This window comes from Streptococcus vulneris, from assembly GCF_019218685.1.
Lineage (GTDB): Bacteria > Bacillota > Bacilli > Lactobacillales > Streptococcaceae > Streptococcus > Streptococcus vulneris.
This window is the reverse complement of record NZ_JAHUZC010000002.1, coordinates 87,785-107,460: the sequence shown is the minus strand read 5'-3', so window position 1 is coordinate 107,460 and position 19,676 is coordinate 87,785. Positions and strand designations below refer to the sequence as shown.

Sequence of the window (19,676 nt, the reverse complement as noted above, 5' to 3'; positions counted from 1 at the left end):
TGTTCTCTTTTCTATTCTTAAATTTTCAGAATTTTTCATCTAACTATACTAGTATACCTGCTTGAGAAAGCGAATGCAATTTATTTGACTGGAAATTGTAGAAAAGTGCTTATCCCTGCACTTCATCAGTAACCATAGCGAATCGCAGATAATTCTCTCAATTTTTTGATTTGCCTAGCTTGACTTTCTGACAAACTTAGCTTGTTATCAATCAATACGCGCGCAAGGTCAACGTTCATTTGACTCAAAATAAATGGAGTAGAAGTCCCATCGTCCTTCAATCTTCTTTGATAACTCACTAACTGATTTTTCAAAGGAGCAAGTTGAGGCGTATCCTTTATGTCTTCTAGTAGATGATCTATGATAGTCATGGCTTCACAACGCCTTTCACTTCCTCCTGCAAACCATTTTAATGGTGTCATTCTCATTTTCCTCCTTAAATTGAAAAGCTATCATTCCTAACTCTCGTACCAATATTTCACCCAAACACCCTGTGTAAAAAAGTCAGCAAAAATGGTAATGTTGCGAAAATATTATTAATCACATGCACCGCATAGGAAGGATAAATGCTCTTGGTATAGCGGGTCAAACTAGCAAAGATGATGCCAGATGTTGCAAAGACGAAGATATCTAACAAACTAGGCAGGCTTGAAAAATGAGGAAGAGCAAATAAAATTGACGGAAGAAGCAAATCAAGGCCAAATCTCGAATGCTTAAAAAAAGCGTGTTGCAGTAATCCTCTATAGATTAGCTCTTCCATAAGTGGAGTCAGAAAGAACAAAGTTATATAGATACCTAGCTCAGCAAAGTTGGTCCCACTATAACCGATCAATACAGCCCAACCTTCAGCAGTTGACTGAACATGTTTAGCTGTCTGAACGTTAAAAGAGATCTGGAGCACTACCACTAATACTGTCAAAATCGAATACCAAAGCCATTTTTTTCTCGGAATGCGAAAAAGATAGCCGTGCCCTGTCTTAAACAGAATCCAAATCATGACTCCACTAAATAGCAAACTCAAGAGATTTTGAATCCAGACGAAATTGCCAATCTGGGAAGAAAATTGCCAATAATTTTGGACAATAAGCGTCAACTGAGAAAGACCAAATACGAAAAATAAGTAAGAGAAGACTGCGCTTATTTTGAAGACAAGCTGATACTTCTTCATATGAACTCTCCTTTGTAAACTCGAGACATCTCTAATATAAGCTATATTTTCCTAAATCCTTACTCCAAATCCTAAATGCTACTTGAGATTTCCTGAGTGGTTAAATAGTGATAAGAAAAACATGGATATCTATGCTCTCTCGTTTCAAAAAATCACTGCCTCCCCCATACCAACCTGAGGAAAACAGTGATTCAGTTTTTAGGAGTTAGGAATGAATACACGAAATCAATTGATCTTATGATTTTTTGTTTTTCAAGAATTCATCGTATTGTTTTTGCATTTCGTTCAATACTTTATCGTAAGCACCTTCAGATTTCAATTTTTCCATCAATTCTGGAATAGCTTTATCTGGATCTACAGTACCAGTGTTGATAGCTGTATCGAATTGTTGCATTGTGTTAGAGATAGCTGAGATTTCAGATTTCACATTGTCAGTGTTAAAGATGAATCCAAGTGCTGGAGATTCTTTAGCTTCAGCCAATTGTTTCTTAGAATCTTCGATTTGTTGGTCTGTAACGTTTTCGTTGATGTAAAGAATCCAGTTGTTACCAGTGTTCCATCCACCCATGTGAGTGTTTCCTTTGTAGCCATCAAGGACTTTAACACGGTTTTCTTTACCTGGAAGTTTTTCCCAGTTCTTGCCTTCTGGACCGTATACAAGACCATTCAAGAGTTCTGGGTTAGTGTTCAAGAGGTTCAACACTTCCATTGATTTTTCTTTGTTCTTAGAGTTGTTTGAGATAACAAAGTTAGCAACTTGTGTTGTTTGGTTTTTCTTGATGAAGTTAGTGATTGGTTTGATTTGGATATCTTTGTTAGCAACACGTGAAAGCAAGCTGTTACCGTAGTCAGCTGGTCCTACTGTTTCTTCACGAACGAACCAAGTATCTTGTTGAAGGTCAAATGAAGTATCGCTTGTTGCTACGTCTTTTGGAATGTATCCAGCTTCATAGAATTTGTGAAGAGTCTTCAAGTGTTCTTTAAAGCGAGGCACTTCGTAACGGTTTACAATCTTAGTAGTGTCCCCTTCAAGGTCGATAACGAATGGAAGTCCATTTGGAACTGGGTAGTCAAAGTTATCGGATGGGATGAAGTTCTTAGTAACCGCAAATGGCACTACATCTGGAGCTTTTTCTTTGATTTGTTTCAAGACTGGTTCAAGTGTTTCATATGAGTTTACACCTGAAATGTCGATACCGTATTTAGCAAGAAGAGTTCCGTTGAAGGCGAAGTTTTGAGATGACGCAACGTTGGCTGCAACTGGAACAGCGTAAATTTTACCGTTTACAGTATTACCCTTGATGTAAGCTGGGTCAAGTGCTTTGTAAAGGTCTTTACCTTCTTTTTTGTACAATTCTGTCAAGTCAGCATAAGCACCTTTTTGTGCATTTACAACGTAGTTATCTGCAAAGGCGATATCATAGTTTTCACCAGATGATGTGATAACTGACATTTTCTTGCCGTAGTCACCCCATCCAAGATATTGGATATCCAATTTGGCACCAACTTTTTCTCCGATGATTTTGTTAGCATTTTCTAGCAATTCATCCAAGTTATCTGGTTTGTCACCGATTTGGTACATTTTGATAACAGTCTTATCACCTGAAGCTGAGTCAGCAGCTTTCTTGTTACCTGAAAGGTTTCCACAAGCAGCGAGACCAGCAGCCAAAGCGACTACGCTAGCAGATGCAAAAGCATATTTTTTCCAGTTTTTCATGACAAAAACTCCTTTTTTTATTTTTAAACTTATAAACAATATAATGATTTTAACTTCACGCAAGGGAAGTTGGAAAATGAGAAATGTTTTTTCTCGACAAGCACTATTCTTTCACACCACCGATAGTCAAACCTTTTACAAAGTAGCGTTGGAAGAATGGATACAAAATCGCGATTGGAAGGGTTGCGACCACAACCATGGCCATACGACCTGTTTCTTTTGGTAGAGCAACTCCCAGTTGACCAGATAGACCGACTGCTTTTGCAATGTAGTCCATATTTTGTTGGATTTGCATGAGCAAATATTGCAATGGATACAAGTTGTCACTCTTGATGTAAAGAAGGGCGTTAAACCAGTCATTCCAGAAACCAAGAGCTGTCAAGAGCGTGATGGTTGCGATACCTGGTAGTGACAATGGCAAACAAATTTGGAAGAAAATCCGGGCCTCACTAGCACCATCGATACGAGCGGATTCTAGAATAGCTTCTGGAATGGTCTTCTTGAAGAAGGAACGCATCAAGATGATGTTAAATGGTGAGAGAAGCATTGGAACAATCAAGGCCCAAACTGTATCACCAAGTTGAAGTAAACGAGTTACCACGATATAGCCTGGTACCAAACCAGCGTTGAACAACATACTAAGAAGGGCAAAGATCGTAAAGAATCTGCGATACTTAAAGGTTGTCCGTGAAATGGCGTAGGCATAAGTTGTTGTGATAAAGACATTTGTCAATGTCCCAACTACGGTTACAAAGACTGAGATGAAGAGGGCTTGGAGGATTTTATCCTTAAACTGTGCCAAAAATTCAAAACCGTCTAATCCAAATTGGGATGGGAAGAAGCTATATCCATTTTGGAGAATACTCTTTTCATCTGTCACTGAAATAACAATAACGAATACGAAGGGTAGGATACAAGAGAGGGCGATCAAACCAGAAATAGTACTAAAGAAGATATCTGCTTTCTTACTGAAGGAGTGAATGCCGACATTATCAATTTTCTCTTTTTTAATTTTCTTTTCTGCCATATTCTCCTCCTTTCTAGAACAAGGCTGAGTTTGGATCAACTCGTCTTGCAAGTAAGTTTGATAGGACAACCAGAATCAAGCCGACTACTGATTGATAGAGACCTGCCGCTGAAGCCATCCCGATATCCGCTGTCTGAGTCAAACCATTATAAACATATACGTCCAAGACGTTGGTTACGTTATAAAGCTGACCAGCATTGTGGGGGATTTGGTAGAAGAGACCAAAGTCTGCACGGAAGATGTTTCCGACTGCAAGAATGGTCAATACGGTTACCAATGGTGTCAACTGCGGAATGGTTACATTGCGAATTCGTTGCCATTTGCTGGCCCCGTCCACGGTTGCTGCTTCGTAGTAGGTTGGATCAATTCCCATGATTGTCGCATAGTACATGACACTGCTATATCCAAAGCCTTTCCAAATACCAAGGAAAAGTAGGAGATAAGGCCAAATACCCAAGTCAGCGTAGAAATTGATTTCCTTCATCCCAATAGATTCTAGGAAATGGTTGAACACACCTTTATCAATGTTTAGGAAAGCATCTGTAAAGAAACTGATGATAACCCAAGACAAGAAGTAAGGGAACAACATGGAAGTTTGGAAGATCTTAACCATTCTCTTAGAACGGAGTTCACTTAAGATGATAGCAATCCCTACTGATACAATCAAACCGATAAAGATAAAGCCTAGATTGTAGAGGACAGTATTTCGAGTGATGATAAAGGCGTCTTTTGAACTAAACAAGAATCTGAAATTATCGAGTCCGACCCATTTACTATTCACGATACTATCTATAAATCCATTACTGGTCATGTGGTAGTCTTTAAAGGCAACCACGTTCCCAAATACTGGAATGTAGAAGAATAGAATCAACCAGAGTGCCCCTGGCAAAACCATCAAGAGAAAGATCCAGTTGTCTCTCAAGGTTTTTGAAAACTTATTCATAATTTCCTCCCCTTTTTATTTTGATATCCATCTAAAAATTCCTTTTTAGACTTTTGATAACGATTACATTATTAGTATACTCCTATTTGAAGGTTAGGTTAAACTACTAATTATAGAAAAAACTCCACAAATTATTTTATGTGGAGTACTTTTTTAAGAAAGGGATGTTTCACGAGAAACACTCTGCTCAAGGCAAGGTGTTCTTGTTTTTAGGTTGTATAAATGGTTGAAGCTGTCGCAATGGTATGCCACTGGTTGGCTGTTGTGGCTGCGAAGTCCTTGTCTGCGTAGAAGTCTGTAAATGGTAAGATTTCCACTTCTAACTCATCGATGCGGTCAATCTGACCAGCTAGATAAGCCTCGATGCGGCTTTCTGCTCGCTTGATGCGTTGCAAGAGTCCGCCCATACGGATATCAACTGTGTCCAAGCCAAAGACCTTGTTTTCTTTCAGCCATTGGTTGCTAAAGAGAGCATGGAAGTCTTCAATTTGGCTTCTGAGTTCTGGTAATTCTTGTCTGGCGATTTCTTGCAGGCTTTCTTTATCACCTTCTTGGTAAGCCTGACGAATGCGCCGTCCCACATCGACTTTGCTACTTAAAATCTGATTCAACTGGGCCTGAGTTTCAAAGAGGTAGGCATAGTTGCCAGCTTTTTCTTTAATGTTAGCAAGCGTCTCAGCAGCCTGAGCGAAGTGCGGTTTGTCCTGTTCAGGTGTCATGTGTCGATCAAGGATCGGACAGAGAATATCCTGATAAAAGACATAGCGGTTAGGATTGATCCCGCTGAGATTACCCGGTAGGTCTGGCAAGAGATTAGCTAGGTCAATCTGCATAAAGTCCTCAACCGATAGACCAGTATTGGTTTTGAAGTGTGCAGACAAACGGTCTAGGTCATTGCGATAGCTGAGTTCTGCCCAGATTTGCAAGCTTGGTAGGATAGAAAACTGAGCGGTCTCACCACCATTATCCCCCCAACCCGTTACAATGACTTCTTTGATATCATTGGCACGACAGGCTTTATTGGCTTCAAGAGCGATGAGACGGCTGAAATGGTTATTGGGTGTGAAACCAATCCACTTCCAAGCACCACCTGCAAATGCAAGGTCATGGCTAATCTTGTGATGGTTGCGGAAGTTGCGATTGTATTTTTCCTCGCTATCCTGATAATAGTCCCAGTAAACCAAGGTCACACGATCTTTGAGACGGTCTAGGTAGACACGAGTTTCTTCTGGAATTTCCACATCACGGTCGTACTGGCCATCTGCTGACATAAGTTTAAAGAACATATCGCTCCACATCTGGCAGTGGAAACCATATTTGTCAGCAATATCCAGCACGCGCTCCAAATGTTGGCACATGAGGAGACTACGATCCACAACACCGTTCAGAATCAAGTAGCGTCCCAAACCAACCAAGTGGGCTTCGTCCATCCCGATATTGACCTTGCGAGTTTGTAGTTTAGACAGAGTAGCAAACATACTATCAATCAGGTCATAAACCTTTTCTTCGCCAATAAGGAGGATATCCTCCACATCACGGAGCTCCTGCACTTCCTTGACACCCCATTTGACAAAGGCTGACAAGTGGGCCAAGGTCTGGATACATGGCACAAAGGTCATGTCAAACTGTTGGGCATAAACCTCGATTTCCTGCAACTCCTCAGCCGAATAAGCCCCGCGGAAATAGCCAAAGTAAGGTTGCCCTTCAATCTGGTAAGTGTCTTCCATGTAGAGCTCAAAGGTTGAGTAGCCCATGAGAGCCAAGACCTCAATCATCTGCTTGGCAGAAGCCACATTCAGCACCGCATTTCGCGAACAGTCAGCCATATAAGCCAAATCTTCATAAGCTGCTTGTTCTTCAATCTCTACTTTATCACCTTCTACTAGAGCTGTTGCTAACAAGGACAAGGCACGATAAAGTTGGTGAGGTTTGCGATAGGTCAATTGATAGTGACCACCCTCACCCTTGATTGAAATAGAGGCTTGGTCAGACTGAGCGACAGATACTTCCACATCTGGTAAAGAGATATGCTTTGTCAGCAAGTCGATTGCCTGAGTTTGTTTGGAACTAAGTCCTGTAAATCTTACCATTGGTTTTCCTCCTGTAGCCAGTTGACAAGGGCACCGTAGAGATTAGCATCTGCATGATGGGTGCAGGCTTGGATGACAGGTGCGACTGTGTATTCTTCGTAGGTAGCAACAAAGTCTTCAACAGCCTTCTTAACACCTTGGATGAAATCTGGATTTTGACTGATAGAGCCTCCCAGGCTAATGACATCTGGATCAGTCAGATACTGAATATTGAGCAAGCCTTGCGCCAGATTACGATTCATGCGCTCAATAGCTTCTTGACAAAGGGTATTACCTTCTTTAGCTTCTTGGTAAATCTTGCGACCGTCCCAGTCAGTCTGACCAGATTTTTCAATCACGTATCGCACCATATTTCCAGTTGACGCTAGTTGCGACCAGTTGTTGAGCTTTTCAGCAGGGGCAAGGGTGGTCATGTAGCCAAATTCTCCACCCAGGCCGTGGCGACCTCGATGAAGTCTACCATTGATAATCATGGCTCCGCCAATCCCTGTCCCAATCACGACACAGGCTGCATTTTCAAGTTCTGGATGAGCCAGTAATTCACTGAGTCCAACGCAGTTGGCATCATTTTCCAGATGGACAGGAATCTGATAAGAGCTAAGCGCCTCATACCAAGAAAATCCGTGAATGTAGGGCACCGCACTGAAGCCATCAATCACACCTGTCTCTTGATTGACCGCGCCTGGAACGCTCATAGCAATCCCGCTATAATCCTGTTCTGACAAACGTTGATCTAGCCAAGATAGTAAGTCCTCCAAACTTTCTGGCGTTGGAATGCTTGTCTTATCTAGTATTTTCCCATCAGGAGTCAGACTGGCAAACTTAATCCCAGTCCCTCCGATATCAATCGTTGCAATGGTCATTGTTTTTACCATAAAAAGGGGCGAATCAGCAGTTAGTTCTTACCTTTTCGCCCCTCCTTTCTTTTTATGTTTACTTTTTGAAATTAAATTTCTTCTTTTTTGATGAATTCTGTACGAATCTCTTGTGGTGAAATGAGGCCTCTATGAACTGGGTATGGTCGTTCCAGTAGGTCCAGGAAGAGATGTTGACTTTCCGGTACACGCACATTTTCACTACACATATTGTAGTAGCGAAGAACATAGCCTTCTTCATTTTCAGCTACCTTAAAGGCTGTTGGACAGATTTGCGGTATGCTGAGAACAGAATGGCTCAAGAGGCTACCAGTCGCAGCCACGCTTCCTTCCTGTCTAGCAAGCTGAAGGCTGGTAAACGGTGTCTGCAAGGCTTTAGCACGACGATAGGCTGAAAAGCGTTCTTGGACTTGGTGGCATTCAAGCGCAAACTCGACTTCAAACTCACGCAAGCATTGTGCTTCTGGTGTTGGGAAGTAACCCCAGTCACCTAGCTCACCTGACGCACGCAGAATGGTCACTGCAATAGTGTCGTCTCCAAGGATTTCGTATTCATTCAATCCCTTGTTGGATACAGTCACACCTTTTTCATCGTCATACAGACTAACAAAGGCTTGTTGGTGTTGAGGATTTTCAGGATTTTCCCATGAAGCTGCTGGTTTGTTTGGTCGTGTCACTACCTCATAAATGCTTTCAGAATCATTACTTGAACGCTTGTTGTGAGTCTTGACCAAGAGACGGATACGGTGGTCTTTGGCAGTGTTGGTAAAGCGAGTTTTAAAGCGGATTTGTGGATTATCAACGAAGATAGTCATCTCAGTTTCAAGAGGAATGCTTGTCAATTCTTCTGAACGTCCAGCTTCACGCTTCATAAACTCGATGATGCCTTTTTGCTCTTCTTCTAGCTTTTCATCTGCACTGACAGGCACGGTCAATTCATGTTTGAGCAAAATCTTAGCGTAGCGAGCTGTGTTTTCCAAGACCTCGTAGCCCTTAAGCTCTGCATAGATTGGCTCTGTTCCTTTTGGTTGGAAATAGATATACTCGTTTCCGATGTCACCACGGTCTTCGAAGCGGATAAAATCTTCATAGGCTTCGTGAGTTGTCTTGTCATAGACTGTGATATTGTCATCCACACTCACCGTTACAAATGGCGTATCAATTACTCCATTTTGGTAAATACCGTCACGGTGTTCTTGTTCTCCTTCCAGCAATTGGAAGGTTGTCCAAGAAAGCGGTGCTAGGTGAACTGGAATAGTCACGCGCACTTGTCGAGCGATACGAGCTTGGCGGAACTTATCTTTTGGTAAATCGTACTCAAAATTAGCTCCGAGGTCTTCGATTTTAGCCTCTACAGGACGACCATCCAAGTCCTCCACACGATAACTTGGCAAGGTTAAGGCAGCCATCTTCTTGTATCCCTCTGTTGGGTGCAATTCCTTGAAATCACAAGTCGCCACATCAATCACTGTGCTGACAGTATCGACCTTATCATGCAAGCCTGTGTTAATGACAGTAAAGAGATAATCACTTTGAGCCTTAGCTGTAGCGATTTTACCCTTCCATTCGTTAAGAAGATTGCTCTTAACAAAGTTTCCGACTTGGTTAACCTTGGCAAAACGAGTTTCCATCTCGCGGTGAACTTCGTCCACGCTACAGCCACAGATGCTATCATGCGGCGCATTTTGCAAAAGAGTTTTCCAAGCATAGGTCAACTGGTCCTTGTGGTTATGACCCCCAGTGATAATCGTCAAGGGTTCTACCACTTGCTCTAGGAGGTTGCTATTTTCTTGGAAGGCTTGTTTGAGATAAATACGAGATGAAGAAGTGTTGGCAAGTGTGTACCAGCCGTCTGTTTCCTGACTGGTCAACTCACCTGTAACCGTTGATAATTGCTCTGGTAGGGCACTTTCCACAGCTTGAACATATTCATCAAAAGAACTATGAACAAAGGTTACATCTGGGAAGAGTTCATTTGCCACACGAATGGCTTCACTCAAATTTTTCTGGACAGGCTGATGGTCACAGCCGTTCATCATCAACCACTGGTTGGTCGAAGCATAGTCACGCACGTCTGCCAGTTTTTGTTTCCAGAAGGTCAAGGCCTCGTCTTTATCAACTGGGATTTCATTCCCATTACTATACCAGTTGGCAAAGAGGATACCGAGGACACGACTTCCGTCCGCACCCTGCCAGTACATTTCTGAAAACTGGGAAGTAAACTGCTCATCTTCGAGAACTTGGTTGTCAAATCCAATCGGTTTCACACCACGACCAAAGGCTGCCACGTGAATGCCTGATTTTTGAAGGATTTGAGGAGCTTGTCCCATATTTCCAAAAGTATCTGGGAAGTAACCAATCTGAGTGGATTTGCCCCATTTTGCAGCTTCTTGCTGACCAATCAAGGTATTGCGGACATTGGCTTCACTTGAAATCAAGTAGTCATCTTGCAAGATGTAAAAAGGACCAATTTTAAGTTTGCCTTCGTCGATGTATCGTTGGACTTTGTCGCGATTTTCAGGGCGAATCTCCAAGTAGTCATCAAGGACAATGGTTTGACCATCCAAGTGGAAGCTCTTGAACTCAGGGTCATTTTCAAAGAGATCAAAGAGATTGTCAAATAATTCCACCAACTGCATACGGTGGCTTTCAAAAGGCAAGTACCACTCACGATCCCAGTGACTATGTGAGATAATATGTACGACAACATTTTCCATGAAGTAAAACCTCATTCTAAATTTAAATTTTTATTGTTAACATTTTAAATGTAAATTTGTGATTCTTTCCAAGAATCAATTGAGCGAAAGCGTGATCCTTAGCGGATATCCAAGTAATCCAAGACCAATTCACAGAACATCATGTTGGCCCAAGAGAACCATTCACGAGAATAAAGAGTTGGGTCATCCACGTGGAAGCTTTCGTGCATGACACCTGTCCCCCCATCACAAGCAACCAGCTGATCCAGCAAGAATTTCTTCTCTGCCTTATCTGTCGTTGTCAATCCTTGGATAGAAAGGGCGATAGGCCAAATATAGCGATAGAAGGTATGAGAACTTCCGAGACCGCTAGCGTATTCTCCTTGGTAGAAGTATGGATTTTCAGGGCTCAGAATGGTACGACGAGTTGCTTGATAGACTTCGTCGTCAATATCGCAGTAGCCCAGATAAGGTACAGCCAACAAACTTGGTACGTTTGGATCATCCATGATGCTGGCATTTCCTAGACCATCCACTTCAAAGGCATAAATCTTTTCGCCCTTGCTATTGCTTGTGTAGGCGTAGTTTTCAATTCCTTCTTGGATTTCAGCCTGAAGACGCTTAGCATCTGTGATAATGCTCGAGCTATCAGCTAGGTTTAATGCTGCGAAGATTTCTTGAACATACCCCAAAACAACAACTGCAAACATATTTGACGGAATCAAGTAACTATACTGACAGCAGTCATCACTCGGACGAAAAGCTGACCAGGTCATGCCTGTCACTGCAAAATCAGGGCCAAAGCCATCATTTACCAAGGTATCTTCCTTGCGGTCCGTATCGCGGACAAAACGATAAGGAGAATTCTTGTGGTCTTGTTCCACTGTCCACAGATGAAGAATTTCCTTGGTCGCTGCGACAAAAGTCTCATCAAACTGACTAGTCTCGCCAGTCTCTTTCCAGAGGAGATAAGCCAGCTGCAAAGGATAGCAAAGCGAGTCTACCTCGTACTTACGTTCCCAAATCCAGCCGTTAAGGTCTGTGTGGTCAGTCTCGTGGTGCCCCTTCCAGTTCTCCTCAATGTTGAAAGAATTGGCATAAGGATCCTTGAGTACCAAGGTCATCTGACGCTTGACCAAACCTGCAATGGTCTGACGCAGGAGGGCATCTCTTTTAGCCACATGCAGGTAGGGTCTGAGTTGGGCTGTCGAATCTCGAAGCCACATGGCAGGAATATCCCCAGTCAAGACAAAAGTTGAACCATCTTCTAGGATTTCAACCGTATTGTCCAAGGTATCTGTGTAGCAACGCTCAAAGACATCCACCCACTCTGGATGGTCCTTAGCCCGTTCTGCCACTTCATCTAGCCATTCTCTAACAATTTCTTTTGAATAAATCATCGTGCAGTATCCTCTTTCAAACAAGTTTCATTTTCAGTATATAGCTTTTGAGACAGAAAATACATACACAAATGATAGTCATTTTTCTACAAAATAGTTATCTTTAAAACGCCTTTTCTAAAGACTATCTTTTTCTGATATAATGTAGAAAAACAGCTAAAGGAAAGACTATGAAACCACTACTTAAAACCATCGATACCCGATTTGGAACTGCCAGCAAGCATGCCTTTTCTCGGGGAAATACCCTGCCTTACACAGGCGTTCCTTTTGGGATGAATTACTTTGTACCCCAGACCAGCGACCAGGAGGGCTCTTGGTTTTTCGACCCACATCTGCCTATATTTCAAGGGATTCGATTAACCCACCAGCCCAGTCCTTGGATTGGGGACTACTCTTGGCTCCTTCTGACACCTGTCACCGGTCAGCTAGGGGGAGACAGCCTCTTTCACCGCCAGTCTTCCTATGACATAGATAAGTCCTCTTTCAAACCTCATTATCTGAAGATTTTCTCCCTGCGCTATCAGATTGAAACCCAGCTTACACCGACTTGCTACGGTGCTTCTATTCGTTTGGAGCAAAAGCAAGGCAAAGCCCTATCCCTCTATCTTCACGCAGCAGATGAATTAGCAGTAGAGCAAGTAGATAAGAGGAATCTTGCCCTACGACAAGAAGGAAAAACTGAGAACAACAAAAATCCACTGATACTGTTCACATCCCTGAAAATGAATATGGATATCCTTGCTATCAGCCAAGAAGGTGGAGACTGGCGAATCGACCTGGCAGATAGTCATGCTGAAATTCAGCTAGCGACTTCTTTCATCTCTCCTTCTCAAGCACTGCTTAATCTACCTCAAGAAGATTTTGATAGCTGTAAAGCAAATGCCCAAGCGGATTGGGAAAATCTCCTCCATCGTTTTGACATTATAGAGACAGGAGAAGCTAACCGAACCTTCTTTGACCACTGTCTCTACAGACTCTTCCTCTTTCCTCAGACTTTTTATGAGGTTGATGAATCAGGGCAAGCCATCCACAAAGATTTGGCTACTGGAACTGTAAAGCCCGGTGTCCTCTTTAGCAACAATGGTTTCTGGGATACCTTCCGCACCACATTCCCCCTCTTTGCCCTTATCATACCAGAACACTACCACCGCTTCTTAGAAGGATTTCTCAATAACTACCGCGATACTAGTTTCCTTCCAAAATGGCTGGCTCCAGATGAACGGGGTATGATGCCAGGTACACTTATAGACGGTATTATCGCCGATAGCGCCTGCAAGGACATGGCCCCCGACCTAGAAGAAGAACTCCTCCAAGCCATGCTTGAAACAGCCACCAAATCTGATCCTCTTGGCATCAATGGTCGTCACGGACTAGCTCAATACCAAGAACTGGGCTATCTCTCTATCGACCACCACGAAAGCGTTAGCCATACTCTAGACTATGCCTATAGTGACTTTTGTATCGCCAGCTGTGCCAAAAAACGAGGGAAAATAGAAATCGCTGAAACCTACAAGGCCGCATCACAAAATTACCGCCATCTATTTGACGCTGAGACAGGTTACATGCGAGCGCGTGATAGTCAAGGCAACTTCCGGCCTGACTTCTCTCCTTATAGTTGGGGACGCGACTATGCCGAATGTTCTGCCATCCAAGCAACCCTAGGTGTCCTCCACGATATTCCAGGCTTGATCCAGCTTATGGGTGGAAAAGAAACCTTTAGCAACTATCTTTTGAAAACCTGTCAAGATGCTCCCCTCTTTGAGACAACAGGCTATGGTTACGAGATTCACGAAATGAGCGAAATGGCTACTGCTCCTTTTGGGCAACTCGCCATTTCTAACCAACCTAGCTTCCACATTCCTTATCTCTTCCGCTACAGCGATTACCCTGACTACACTGCCCTTCTCATCAAGACTCTCCGTCAGAAGGCCTTTCACCCAAGCTGGCAAGCCTATCCTGGCGATGAAGACAATGGCAGTCTCTCAGCCTGGTACATTTGGTCGTCTCTCGGATTCTATCCAACCTGTCCAGGCAAACCAAACTATGATCTCGGAATCCCTCTCTTTGACCATCTCCGAGTCTATCTTGCCACAGAAAATAAATGGCTAGATATTCATGCTGAGCAAAACCACAGCCATTTTAACTTTGTAAAAGAATGCCGATTGGATAAAACACTCGTATCAACTATTCAACACCAAAACCTCTTAAAAGCTGAACAACTAACCTTTACACTTAGCTGGTTACCAAGTCATCGCTAAATAATAAAAAATCTGCAATTCCCAAGGTTATCCACAATCTGCGAATAACTATCCCAAACTGTGCTTAACTCTTGAGTTGCAGTAATTAAAACTACTTTATAATCCTCAAAAGTTACTAAATTGGTCACACAAATAAGAATTATCACTAAAATAATCAGAAGTTATCCACACTTATCCACAACCTGTTAGTAACTTTTGTGAATAGTCTTATTTAAGCTAAGACTTATCTCTCACAAACACTAAAAAGAGCCTGACTCCAGGCTCTTTAGTCTATTATTTCTTCTCAGCGCGAAGAGCTGACAAGATTTGTGTACGGATATCATCCACACCATTTGGCGTATTTGGTAAAAAGATAGTCTGATTTCCTTTAGAGGCAAAGGTATTCAAGGTATCCAAATACTGGTTGGTCAAGAGGATAGACATGATTTGCTCTTCTGTCATACCAACATTGGCTTCCTTGAGTTCTGTGATAGACTCTGCCAATCCATCCACAATCGCCTTACGTTGTTGGGCAATCCCCACACCATGGAGGCGGTCTTTTTCTGCTTCGGCTTCAGCTGCAGTGACGATTTTAATCTTATCTGCTTCCGCCAATTCTTGCGCTGCGACCCGCTTACGTTGCGCCGCATTGATTTCATTCATGGATTGCTTGACTTCTGCATCTGGTTCGACCTTAGTAATCAAGGTTTTCACAATAATATAACCGTAAGTAGTCATTTCTTCCGCCACTTGGTGTTGAACTTCGAGGGCAATCTCATCTTTTTTCTCAAACAATTCATCTAAGGTTAATTTGGGAACAGAAGAGCGAAGAGCATCTTCGATATAAGATTTAATCTGAGATTCTGGACGCATGAGTTTATAGTAGGCATCTGTCACGCTCTGCTCATTGACACGGTACTGTGTCGCCACATTCATCATAACGAACACATTATCCTTGGTCTTAGTCTCAACCACAATATCACTTTGCAACAAGCGCAACTGAATCCGCGCTGCAATCGAGTCAATCCCAAAAGGCAAGCGAATATGAATACCGCTATTGGCAACCTTTTGGTATTTCCCAAAGCGTTCAATAATCGCCACCGACTGCTGACGAACTACATAAACTGTACTCAGTGTGACTATCACCAATAGGAGCACACAAACCACCACAAAAATCATCAAAAATGTTGCCATTATCGTGACCTCCATCATTATTTTTCCTGTATTATAGCACATTTAAAGAAGGCTGTGCAGTTTTTACTGCGATTTTTCCTGAAATGTCCATAATTAGAGGTGAATTGTCACATTGTCGTCTGATTTCTTGCTAAACCAACTGGTAAAGAATTAGGTGCACCATACGAGTTCTTTCTAACTCCGTTGATTATCAACATACTATCTGAACATTACAAGTCGTGGACAAAGAAACGAAACAAGTAACGGTTAATCCCTTTAAAAGACTCACAAAAAACATCATTGAAGTGAACCGCACTCCAATAGTTCAAGCATTAAGTGAGGTTGATGATCTAAATTTGATGTGTATACTATTTTTGTCATCGGTTACCGATTACGTTCCTTACGGTTCGTGAGAGGAGGTGAAACTAATGAACCTTGCCCCAGAGCTCGTTCTTACTATTATAGCGGACGTCATAGCAGGAATTATCTTGTATTTCGTCTGCAAATGGCTAGATGGTAAGAAGTAGACCGAGTGACTAGCCTATCAACACCCGTTAAATCTCTAAGATACGTCAAAAAAGCCCTTAACTACTGGCATAGTTAGGGGCTTTGGTGTTCTAATGAACCTTGTCCGTTAAAATCATTCTAACATACAAGCCCCGATATTTCAAGAGTTTTATTTATTTTTTAAAGCGCCTTATGTATCTGAAAGATCTATCATGAAGTTAGCCATCTAGTACCCAAAAAACCGACTAGCTCCTATGATCTAGTCGGTTTCTCATCAATGTGCCAACATTTCTTGGGCGATTTCTTGGCCAGATAGGTTATCTGGGTAGTAGGTTGGCCAGTTATCCATTTCTTCAAAGAGGGCTTCTTGGCTTGTGCCTCCAAAGAAGATATGGAAATGTTCTGCCTTAACTGGGGCGATATTGTGGTCACTAAACTGAACATACTTGAACTGACCAGCGTCTGCATCTGTGGCTTCAAAAAGGAAGCGCACGCCACGATTGCCTTTCTTATAAGTCAATATTTTCTTACCAACATACTTGTAAGTATATTTCTTACTTTGTCCACCTTGAACAAATTCCATAGTGTTATCAGTGATTTTAATCTTAGTTACATCTGTCTGATAGCCTTTTGTATAGTAGGCCTTGTACTCAGCCTGAGTCATCTTACCAGTCAACTTAGCCTTATAGTCAAAGACCTGATCCAAAGTTCCATCTTCAAGGAAAGGATAAACTGACTGCCAATTACCTGCATAGTCACTCAAGGTGCGGTCCTTGACAGCTGTATCTTCAAAATAACCATTTTGAACTGTCTTGGTATCCTCTGCCTTTTCAGGCTCGATTGCTGGGCCTTCTTGGTCTGTTGTTTGTTTTAGAGCCTTGAGATTTTTCTCCATCACGGAAATGTAGTTTTCTCCAGCCTTGGTATCCTCTTCTGTCAGACTTTCTAAAGGATTAAGGACATCTGTTTTGACACCTGCTTCTTTTGAAAGTGTGTTAGCAAGGGCTTGTGAGGCATTTTCTTCAAAATAGATATAGGCGATTTTATTTTTCTTAACGTACTCTGTCAATTCCGCCAAGCGAGCAGCTGATGGCTCTGCATCTGGAGAGAGGCCTGAAATTGCGACTTGTTTGAGTCCATAGTCCAAGGCCAGATAGTTAAAGGCTGCATGTTGCGTTACAAAGCTCTTTTGTTTGGCTTGAGACAAGCCTTCTGCATAAGCCTTATCCAAGGCTTGCAATTTTTCGATATAGGCAGCAGCATTCTTCTCAAAGGTCTCTTTTTTATCAGGATAATCTGCTGATAAGCTATCACGGATATGCTCTACTAGTTTAATGGCACGAACTGGTGATAACCAAACATGGGGATCGAACTCATGGTGATGACCTTCTTCTCCATGGTCATGGTCTCCCTCTTCTTCCTCGCTACCTGGTAAGAGCAACATATCGCCTGTCGCCTTGATGGTTTTCACCTTTTTCTTATCCAAGGTATCTAGCAATTTAGGAACCCATGTTTCCATGTTTTCATTTTCATAAACGAAGGTATCTGCATCTTGGATTTTGGCAACTGCCTTGGCAGACGGTTCATATTCATGGGGTTCTGTACCAGCACCGATGAGGAGTTCTACATTAGCCGTATCTCCTGCGACTTGCTTGGTAAATTCATAGACAGGGTAAAAGGTTGTCACGATATTTAGTTTGCCATCTGCCTGCTTTTGATTGGAACAAGCCACTAAAAACAAGGCACATAGACTGGCTAGCAATAAGCTAATTTTTTTCACGTTAGTCTCCTATTTGATAAAACGTCTTACTAAACTGATGAGTAAAAAGACAGTTACAAAAATAATGGTAATACTTGCACTTGCAGGTGTTTCTGCATAGTAGGAAATGTAAAGTCCTGCTACCATTCCCAAAAATCCAATCGCACTGGCAAGCAGCATAACCGATTTAAAGTTTTTCCCCAGACGCAGGGCAATACTAGCTGGCAAGACCATAATGGTCGACACCAAAAGAGCTCCTGCAGCAGGAATCATAAGGGCAATGGCCACCCCTGTAACCATGTTAAAAAGAATGGACATGGTACGAACTGGCAAGCCATCCACAAAGGCCGTATCCTCATCAAAGGTCAAGATATACATAGGACGAAGGAAGAGGAAGGTCAAAATCAAAACAACCGCCGCAATGACAAAGAGGGAAATAACCTGCTCTTCGCTGATCGTCACGATTGAACCAAAAAGATACTGGTCCAAACTCATTGAACTCGAGCTTTTACCCTTACTCATGACAATCAGAGAAACAGCCAGACCTGTTGACATGAGGATCGCTGTCCCGATTTCCATAAAGCTCTTGTAAACCGTACGGAGATACTCCAAAAAGACCGCCGCAATCAAGACAATGGCAATCGTAGAAACAGTCGGAGAAATCCCTAGGACCAGACCAAAGGCTACACCTGAAAGCGAGACGTGGCTGAGGGTATCACTCATCAAACTCTGACGGCGCAAGATAAGGAAGGTTCCTAATACTGGCGAGAAAAGACTCATAGCAATAACAGCCAGAAAGGCACGTTGCATAAAGTCATAAGATAATAAACTAAGCATGGCCCACCTCCTGATCATTCTCATGAACGTTGAAACAACGCCATGGCGAGTCTTGGTTACGGACTAGATGAATATTGCGGTCCGCATAGTCCTTAACTTCTTCAGGGTCATGAGTAATCATCAAAACAGCCTTGCCGTGATGATGGGCGCTGTGGTGCATGAGTTCGTAAAATTCATTTTTACTTCCTGCATCCATCCCCGTTGTCGGCTCATCTAGGATAAACACATCTGGGTCAGAAGCAAACATACGCGCAATCACCGCTCGCTGCTTTTGCCCCCCAGATAGAGAACCCAAGCGTTTGTCTCTGTGTTCCCACATGCCAACTGAGTCCAGACTAGCCTTGATATGCTCCTCATCATGAGCATTCAAGCGACGGAACCAACCCTTTCTCGGATAGCGACCAGATTTGACAAATTCATAAACCGTACTTGGAAAACCAGCATTAAAACTGGCAATCTGCTGGGGAAGATAGGCTATTCTCAATTTCTTACCCTGCGTATTTGTCTTTGAAATAGTTACCTTTCCAATGCGTGGCTGAAGAATTCCAAGACTGGCCTTAATCAGTGTCGTCTTAGCTGCCCCATTCTCCCCTGTCAAGGTAACAAATTCACCACTATCAACACTATAATTGATATGTTCAAGAACGGGCTCCTTATCATAATAGAAGGATAAATCCTCTACCGTAATGTATCTCATTATTTGATTTCTCCTACTAAAGCAGTCAAAAACCGCTGAATCACTTTTTGTTCATTTGGAGTAAACTGAGTCGCCACTTGTTCATAAGTTAAAAGTGTATGCTCATGGTGATGATGGTGCTCCTCAGCGATTGGACGAGCCAAATCAGTCAACTGGTAAAAAATCACACGCGCATCCTTAGGATCTTTAGATGTTTCTAACATCCCTTCCTTAACCAGAGATTTAATGGCCTTGGTAACCGCCGCCTGACTGACATTGAGGCGACGAGCCAACTCTGAATTGGTTAAAGATTCCTCCGACAAGAGCATGAGGATATGCTCCTGGGTATTGGTCAGAGCTACCTCGCTAGTACAATGACCTATTAGAATTTCATGCTGATTTTCCGCCTGCAAAATCACCTCATTTAAAAAAGCATCGATATCCTTCGCTAGCTGTCTCATATCTGACTCCTTTCCTTTTGGACTTCTCTTTTTTAAGAGAAAAATACTATTCTTTGAAGAATTATTTACTGGTTAATTATATCACAACCAAAAAAAGAGTCAAGAAAAAA

At 42.4% G+C, this 19,676-nt stretch carries 15 protein-coding genes; 1 reads left to right on the top strand and 14 read right to left on the bottom strand.

Going from position 1 to position 19,676, the window contains the following annotated elements; all coding sequences use genetic code 11:
• Window positions 1-125 precede the first annotated feature (125 nt).
• From KUA57_RS02510 to KUA57_RS02470, 9 genes are all read right to left on the bottom strand, one after another.
• Window positions 126-422: a bacteriocin immunity protein gene (locus KUA57_RS02510; protein WP_218493589.1), complete on the bottom strand. Its 297-nt coding sequence runs from the start codon at window positions 420-422 to the stop codon at window positions 126-128.
• Window positions 423-478: 56 nt separating this feature from the next.
• A complete protein-coding gene (locus KUA57_RS02505) occupies window positions 479-1,168 on the bottom strand; it encodes a CPBP family intramembrane glutamic endopeptidase (protein ID WP_218493588.1) in 690 nt (229 codons plus the stop codon).
• A 235-nt stretch (window positions 1,169-1,403) separates the two neighbouring features.
• Complete coding sequence (locus tag KUA57_RS02500; protein WP_004263115.1) at window positions 1,404-2,885, bottom strand: ABC transporter substrate-binding protein; 1,482 nt, start codon at window positions 2,883-2,885, stop codon at window positions 1,404-1,406.
• A 103-nt stretch (window positions 2,886-2,988) separates the two neighbouring features.
• On the bottom strand, window positions 2,989-3,912 hold the full coding sequence (locus tag KUA57_RS02495; protein WP_000818352.1) for a carbohydrate ABC transporter permease: 924 nt from the start codon (window positions 3,910-3,912) through the stop codon (window positions 2,989-2,991).
• Window positions 3,913-3,925: 13 nt separating this feature from the next.
• On the bottom strand, window positions 3,926-4,855 hold the full coding sequence (locus tag KUA57_RS02490) for an ABC transporter permease (RefSeq protein WP_049552653.1): 930 nt from the start codon (window positions 4,853-4,855) through the stop codon (window positions 3,926-3,928).
• A 209-nt stretch (window positions 4,856-5,064) separates the two neighbouring features.
• Window positions 5,065-6,945: a beta-N-acetylhexosaminidase gene (locus tag KUA57_RS02485; RefSeq protein WP_061864780.1), complete on the bottom strand. Its 1,881-nt coding sequence runs from the start codon at window positions 6,943-6,945 to the stop codon at window positions 5,065-5,067.
• On the bottom strand, window positions 6,939-7,808 hold the full coding sequence (locus tag KUA57_RS02480; RefSeq protein WP_185756751.1) for an ROK family protein: 870 nt from the start codon (window positions 7,806-7,808) through the stop codon (window positions 6,939-6,941). The genes KUA57_RS02485 and KUA57_RS02480 overlap by 7 nt, the downstream gene beginning before the upstream one ends.
• Window positions 7,809-7,891: 83 nt before the next feature.
• Entirely contained in the window at window positions 7,892-10,537 is a 2,646-nt protein-coding gene (locus KUA57_RS02475) for an alpha-mannosidase (RefSeq protein ID WP_125446670.1), read from the bottom strand.
• Between the two features lie 98 nt (window positions 10,538-10,635).
• Window positions 10,636-11,916, bottom strand: a complete 1,281-nt coding sequence (locus KUA57_RS02470; protein ID WP_125446668.1) for a glycoside hydrolase family 125 protein — start codon at window positions 11,914-11,916, stop codon at window positions 10,636-10,638.
• A 170-nt stretch (window positions 11,917-12,086) separates the two neighbouring features.
• Here KUA57_RS02470 and KUA57_RS02465 point away from each other — a divergent pair, with 170 nt between their 5' ends.
• Window positions 12,087-14,174, top strand: coding sequence for a GH92 family glycosyl hydrolase (locus KUA57_RS02465; RefSeq protein WP_049509694.1), 2,088 nt, complete (start codon window positions 12,087-12,089; stop codon window positions 14,172-14,174).
• Window positions 14,175-14,447: 273 nt separating this feature from the next.
• Here KUA57_RS02465 and KUA57_RS02460 read toward each other — a convergent pair whose 3' ends face one another.
• The 5 genes from KUA57_RS02460 to adcR all read right to left on the bottom strand — a co-directional run bounded on the left by KUA57_RS02460 (window position 14,448) and on the right by adcR (window position 19,566).
• Window positions 14,448-15,332 (bottom strand): SPFH domain-containing protein, encoded by an 885-nt coding sequence (locus KUA57_RS02460; RefSeq protein WP_004235732.1) that lies wholly within the window; start codon window positions 15,330-15,332, stop codon window positions 14,448-14,450.
• Window positions 15,333-16,107: 775 nt separating this feature from the next.
• Window positions 16,108-17,613 carry a zinc ABC transporter substrate-binding lipoprotein AdcA gene (adcA, locus tag KUA57_RS02455; protein WP_218493587.1) on the bottom strand — a complete coding sequence of 502 codons (1,506 nt, stop codon included), beginning with the start codon at window positions 17,611-17,613 and terminating at the stop codon, window positions 16,108-16,110.
• 9 nt (window positions 17,614-17,622) lie between these two features.
• Window positions 17,623-18,429 (bottom strand): metal ABC transporter permease, encoded by an 807-nt coding sequence (locus KUA57_RS02450; protein WP_000950038.1) that lies wholly within the window; start codon window positions 18,427-18,429, stop codon window positions 17,623-17,625.
• Window positions 18,422-19,126 (bottom strand): metal ABC transporter ATP-binding protein, encoded by a 705-nt coding sequence (locus KUA57_RS02445; protein ID WP_001269496.1) that lies wholly within the window; start codon window positions 19,124-19,126, stop codon window positions 18,422-18,424. Before KUA57_RS02445 ends, KUA57_RS02450 begins: the two co-directional genes overlap by 8 nt.
• The gene (gene adcR / locus KUA57_RS02440) at window positions 19,126-19,566 is read right to left on the bottom strand and encodes a zinc-dependent transcriptional regulator AdcR (RefSeq protein WP_001249308.1); all 441 of its coding nucleotides are present in this window, start codon (window positions 19,564-19,566) and stop codon (window positions 19,126-19,128) included. Before adcR ends, KUA57_RS02445 begins: the two co-directional genes overlap by 1 nt.
• Window positions 19,567-19,676 lie beyond the last annotated feature (110 nt).

Bases quoted from the DNA above. Each gene is read 5' to 3' on its own strand.
- KUA57_RS02510 (WP_218493589.1), bottom strand. From the start codon at position 422: ATGACACCATTAAAATGGTTTGCAGGAGGAAGTGAAAGGCGTTGTGAA.
- KUA57_RS02505 (WP_218493588.1), bottom strand. From the start codon at position 1,168: ATGAAGAAGTATCAGCTTGTCTTCAAAATAAGCGCAGTCTTCTCTTAC.
- KUA57_RS02500 (WP_004263115.1), bottom strand. From the start codon at position 2,885: ATGAAAAACTGGAAAAAATATGCTTTTGCATCTGCTAGCGTAGTCGCT.
- KUA57_RS02495 (WP_000818352.1), bottom strand. From the start codon at position 3,912: ATGGCAGAAAAGAAAATTAAAAAAGAGAAAATTGATAATGTCGGCATT.
- KUA57_RS02490 (WP_049552653.1), bottom strand. From the start codon at position 4,855: ATGAATAAGTTTTCAAAAACCTTGAGAGACAACTGGATCTTTCTCTTG.
- KUA57_RS02485 (WP_061864780.1), bottom strand. From the start codon at position 6,945: ATGGTAAGATTTACAGGACTTAGTTCCAAACAAACTCAGGCAATCGAC.
- KUA57_RS02480 (WP_185756751.1), bottom strand. From the start codon at position 7,808: ATGACCATTGCAACGATTGATATCGGAGGGACTGGGATTAAGTTTGCC.
- KUA57_RS02475 (WP_125446670.1), bottom strand. From the start codon at position 10,537: ATGGAAAATGTTGTCGTACATATTATCTCACATAGTCACTGGGATCGT.
- KUA57_RS02470 (WP_125446668.1), bottom strand. From the start codon at position 11,916: ATGATTTATTCAAAAGAAATTGTTAGAGAATGGCTAGATGAAGTGGCA.
- KUA57_RS02465 (WP_049509694.1), top strand. From the start codon at position 12,087: ATGAAACCACTACTTAAAACCATCGATACCCGATTTGGAACTGCCAGC.
- KUA57_RS02460 (WP_004235732.1), bottom strand. From the start codon at position 15,332: ATGATTTTTGTGGTGGTTTGTGTGCTCCTATTGGTGATAGTCACACTG.
- KUA57_RS02450 (WP_000950038.1), bottom strand. From the start codon at position 18,429: ATGCTTAGTTTATTATCTTATGACTTTATGCAACGTGCCTTTCTGGCT.
- KUA57_RS02445 (WP_001269496.1), bottom strand. From the start codon at position 19,126: ATGAGATACATTACGGTAGAGGATTTATCCTTCTATTATGATAAGGAG.
- adcR (WP_001249308.1), bottom strand. From the start codon at position 19,566: ATGAGACAGCTAGCGAAGGATATCGATGCTTTTTTAAATGAGGTGATT.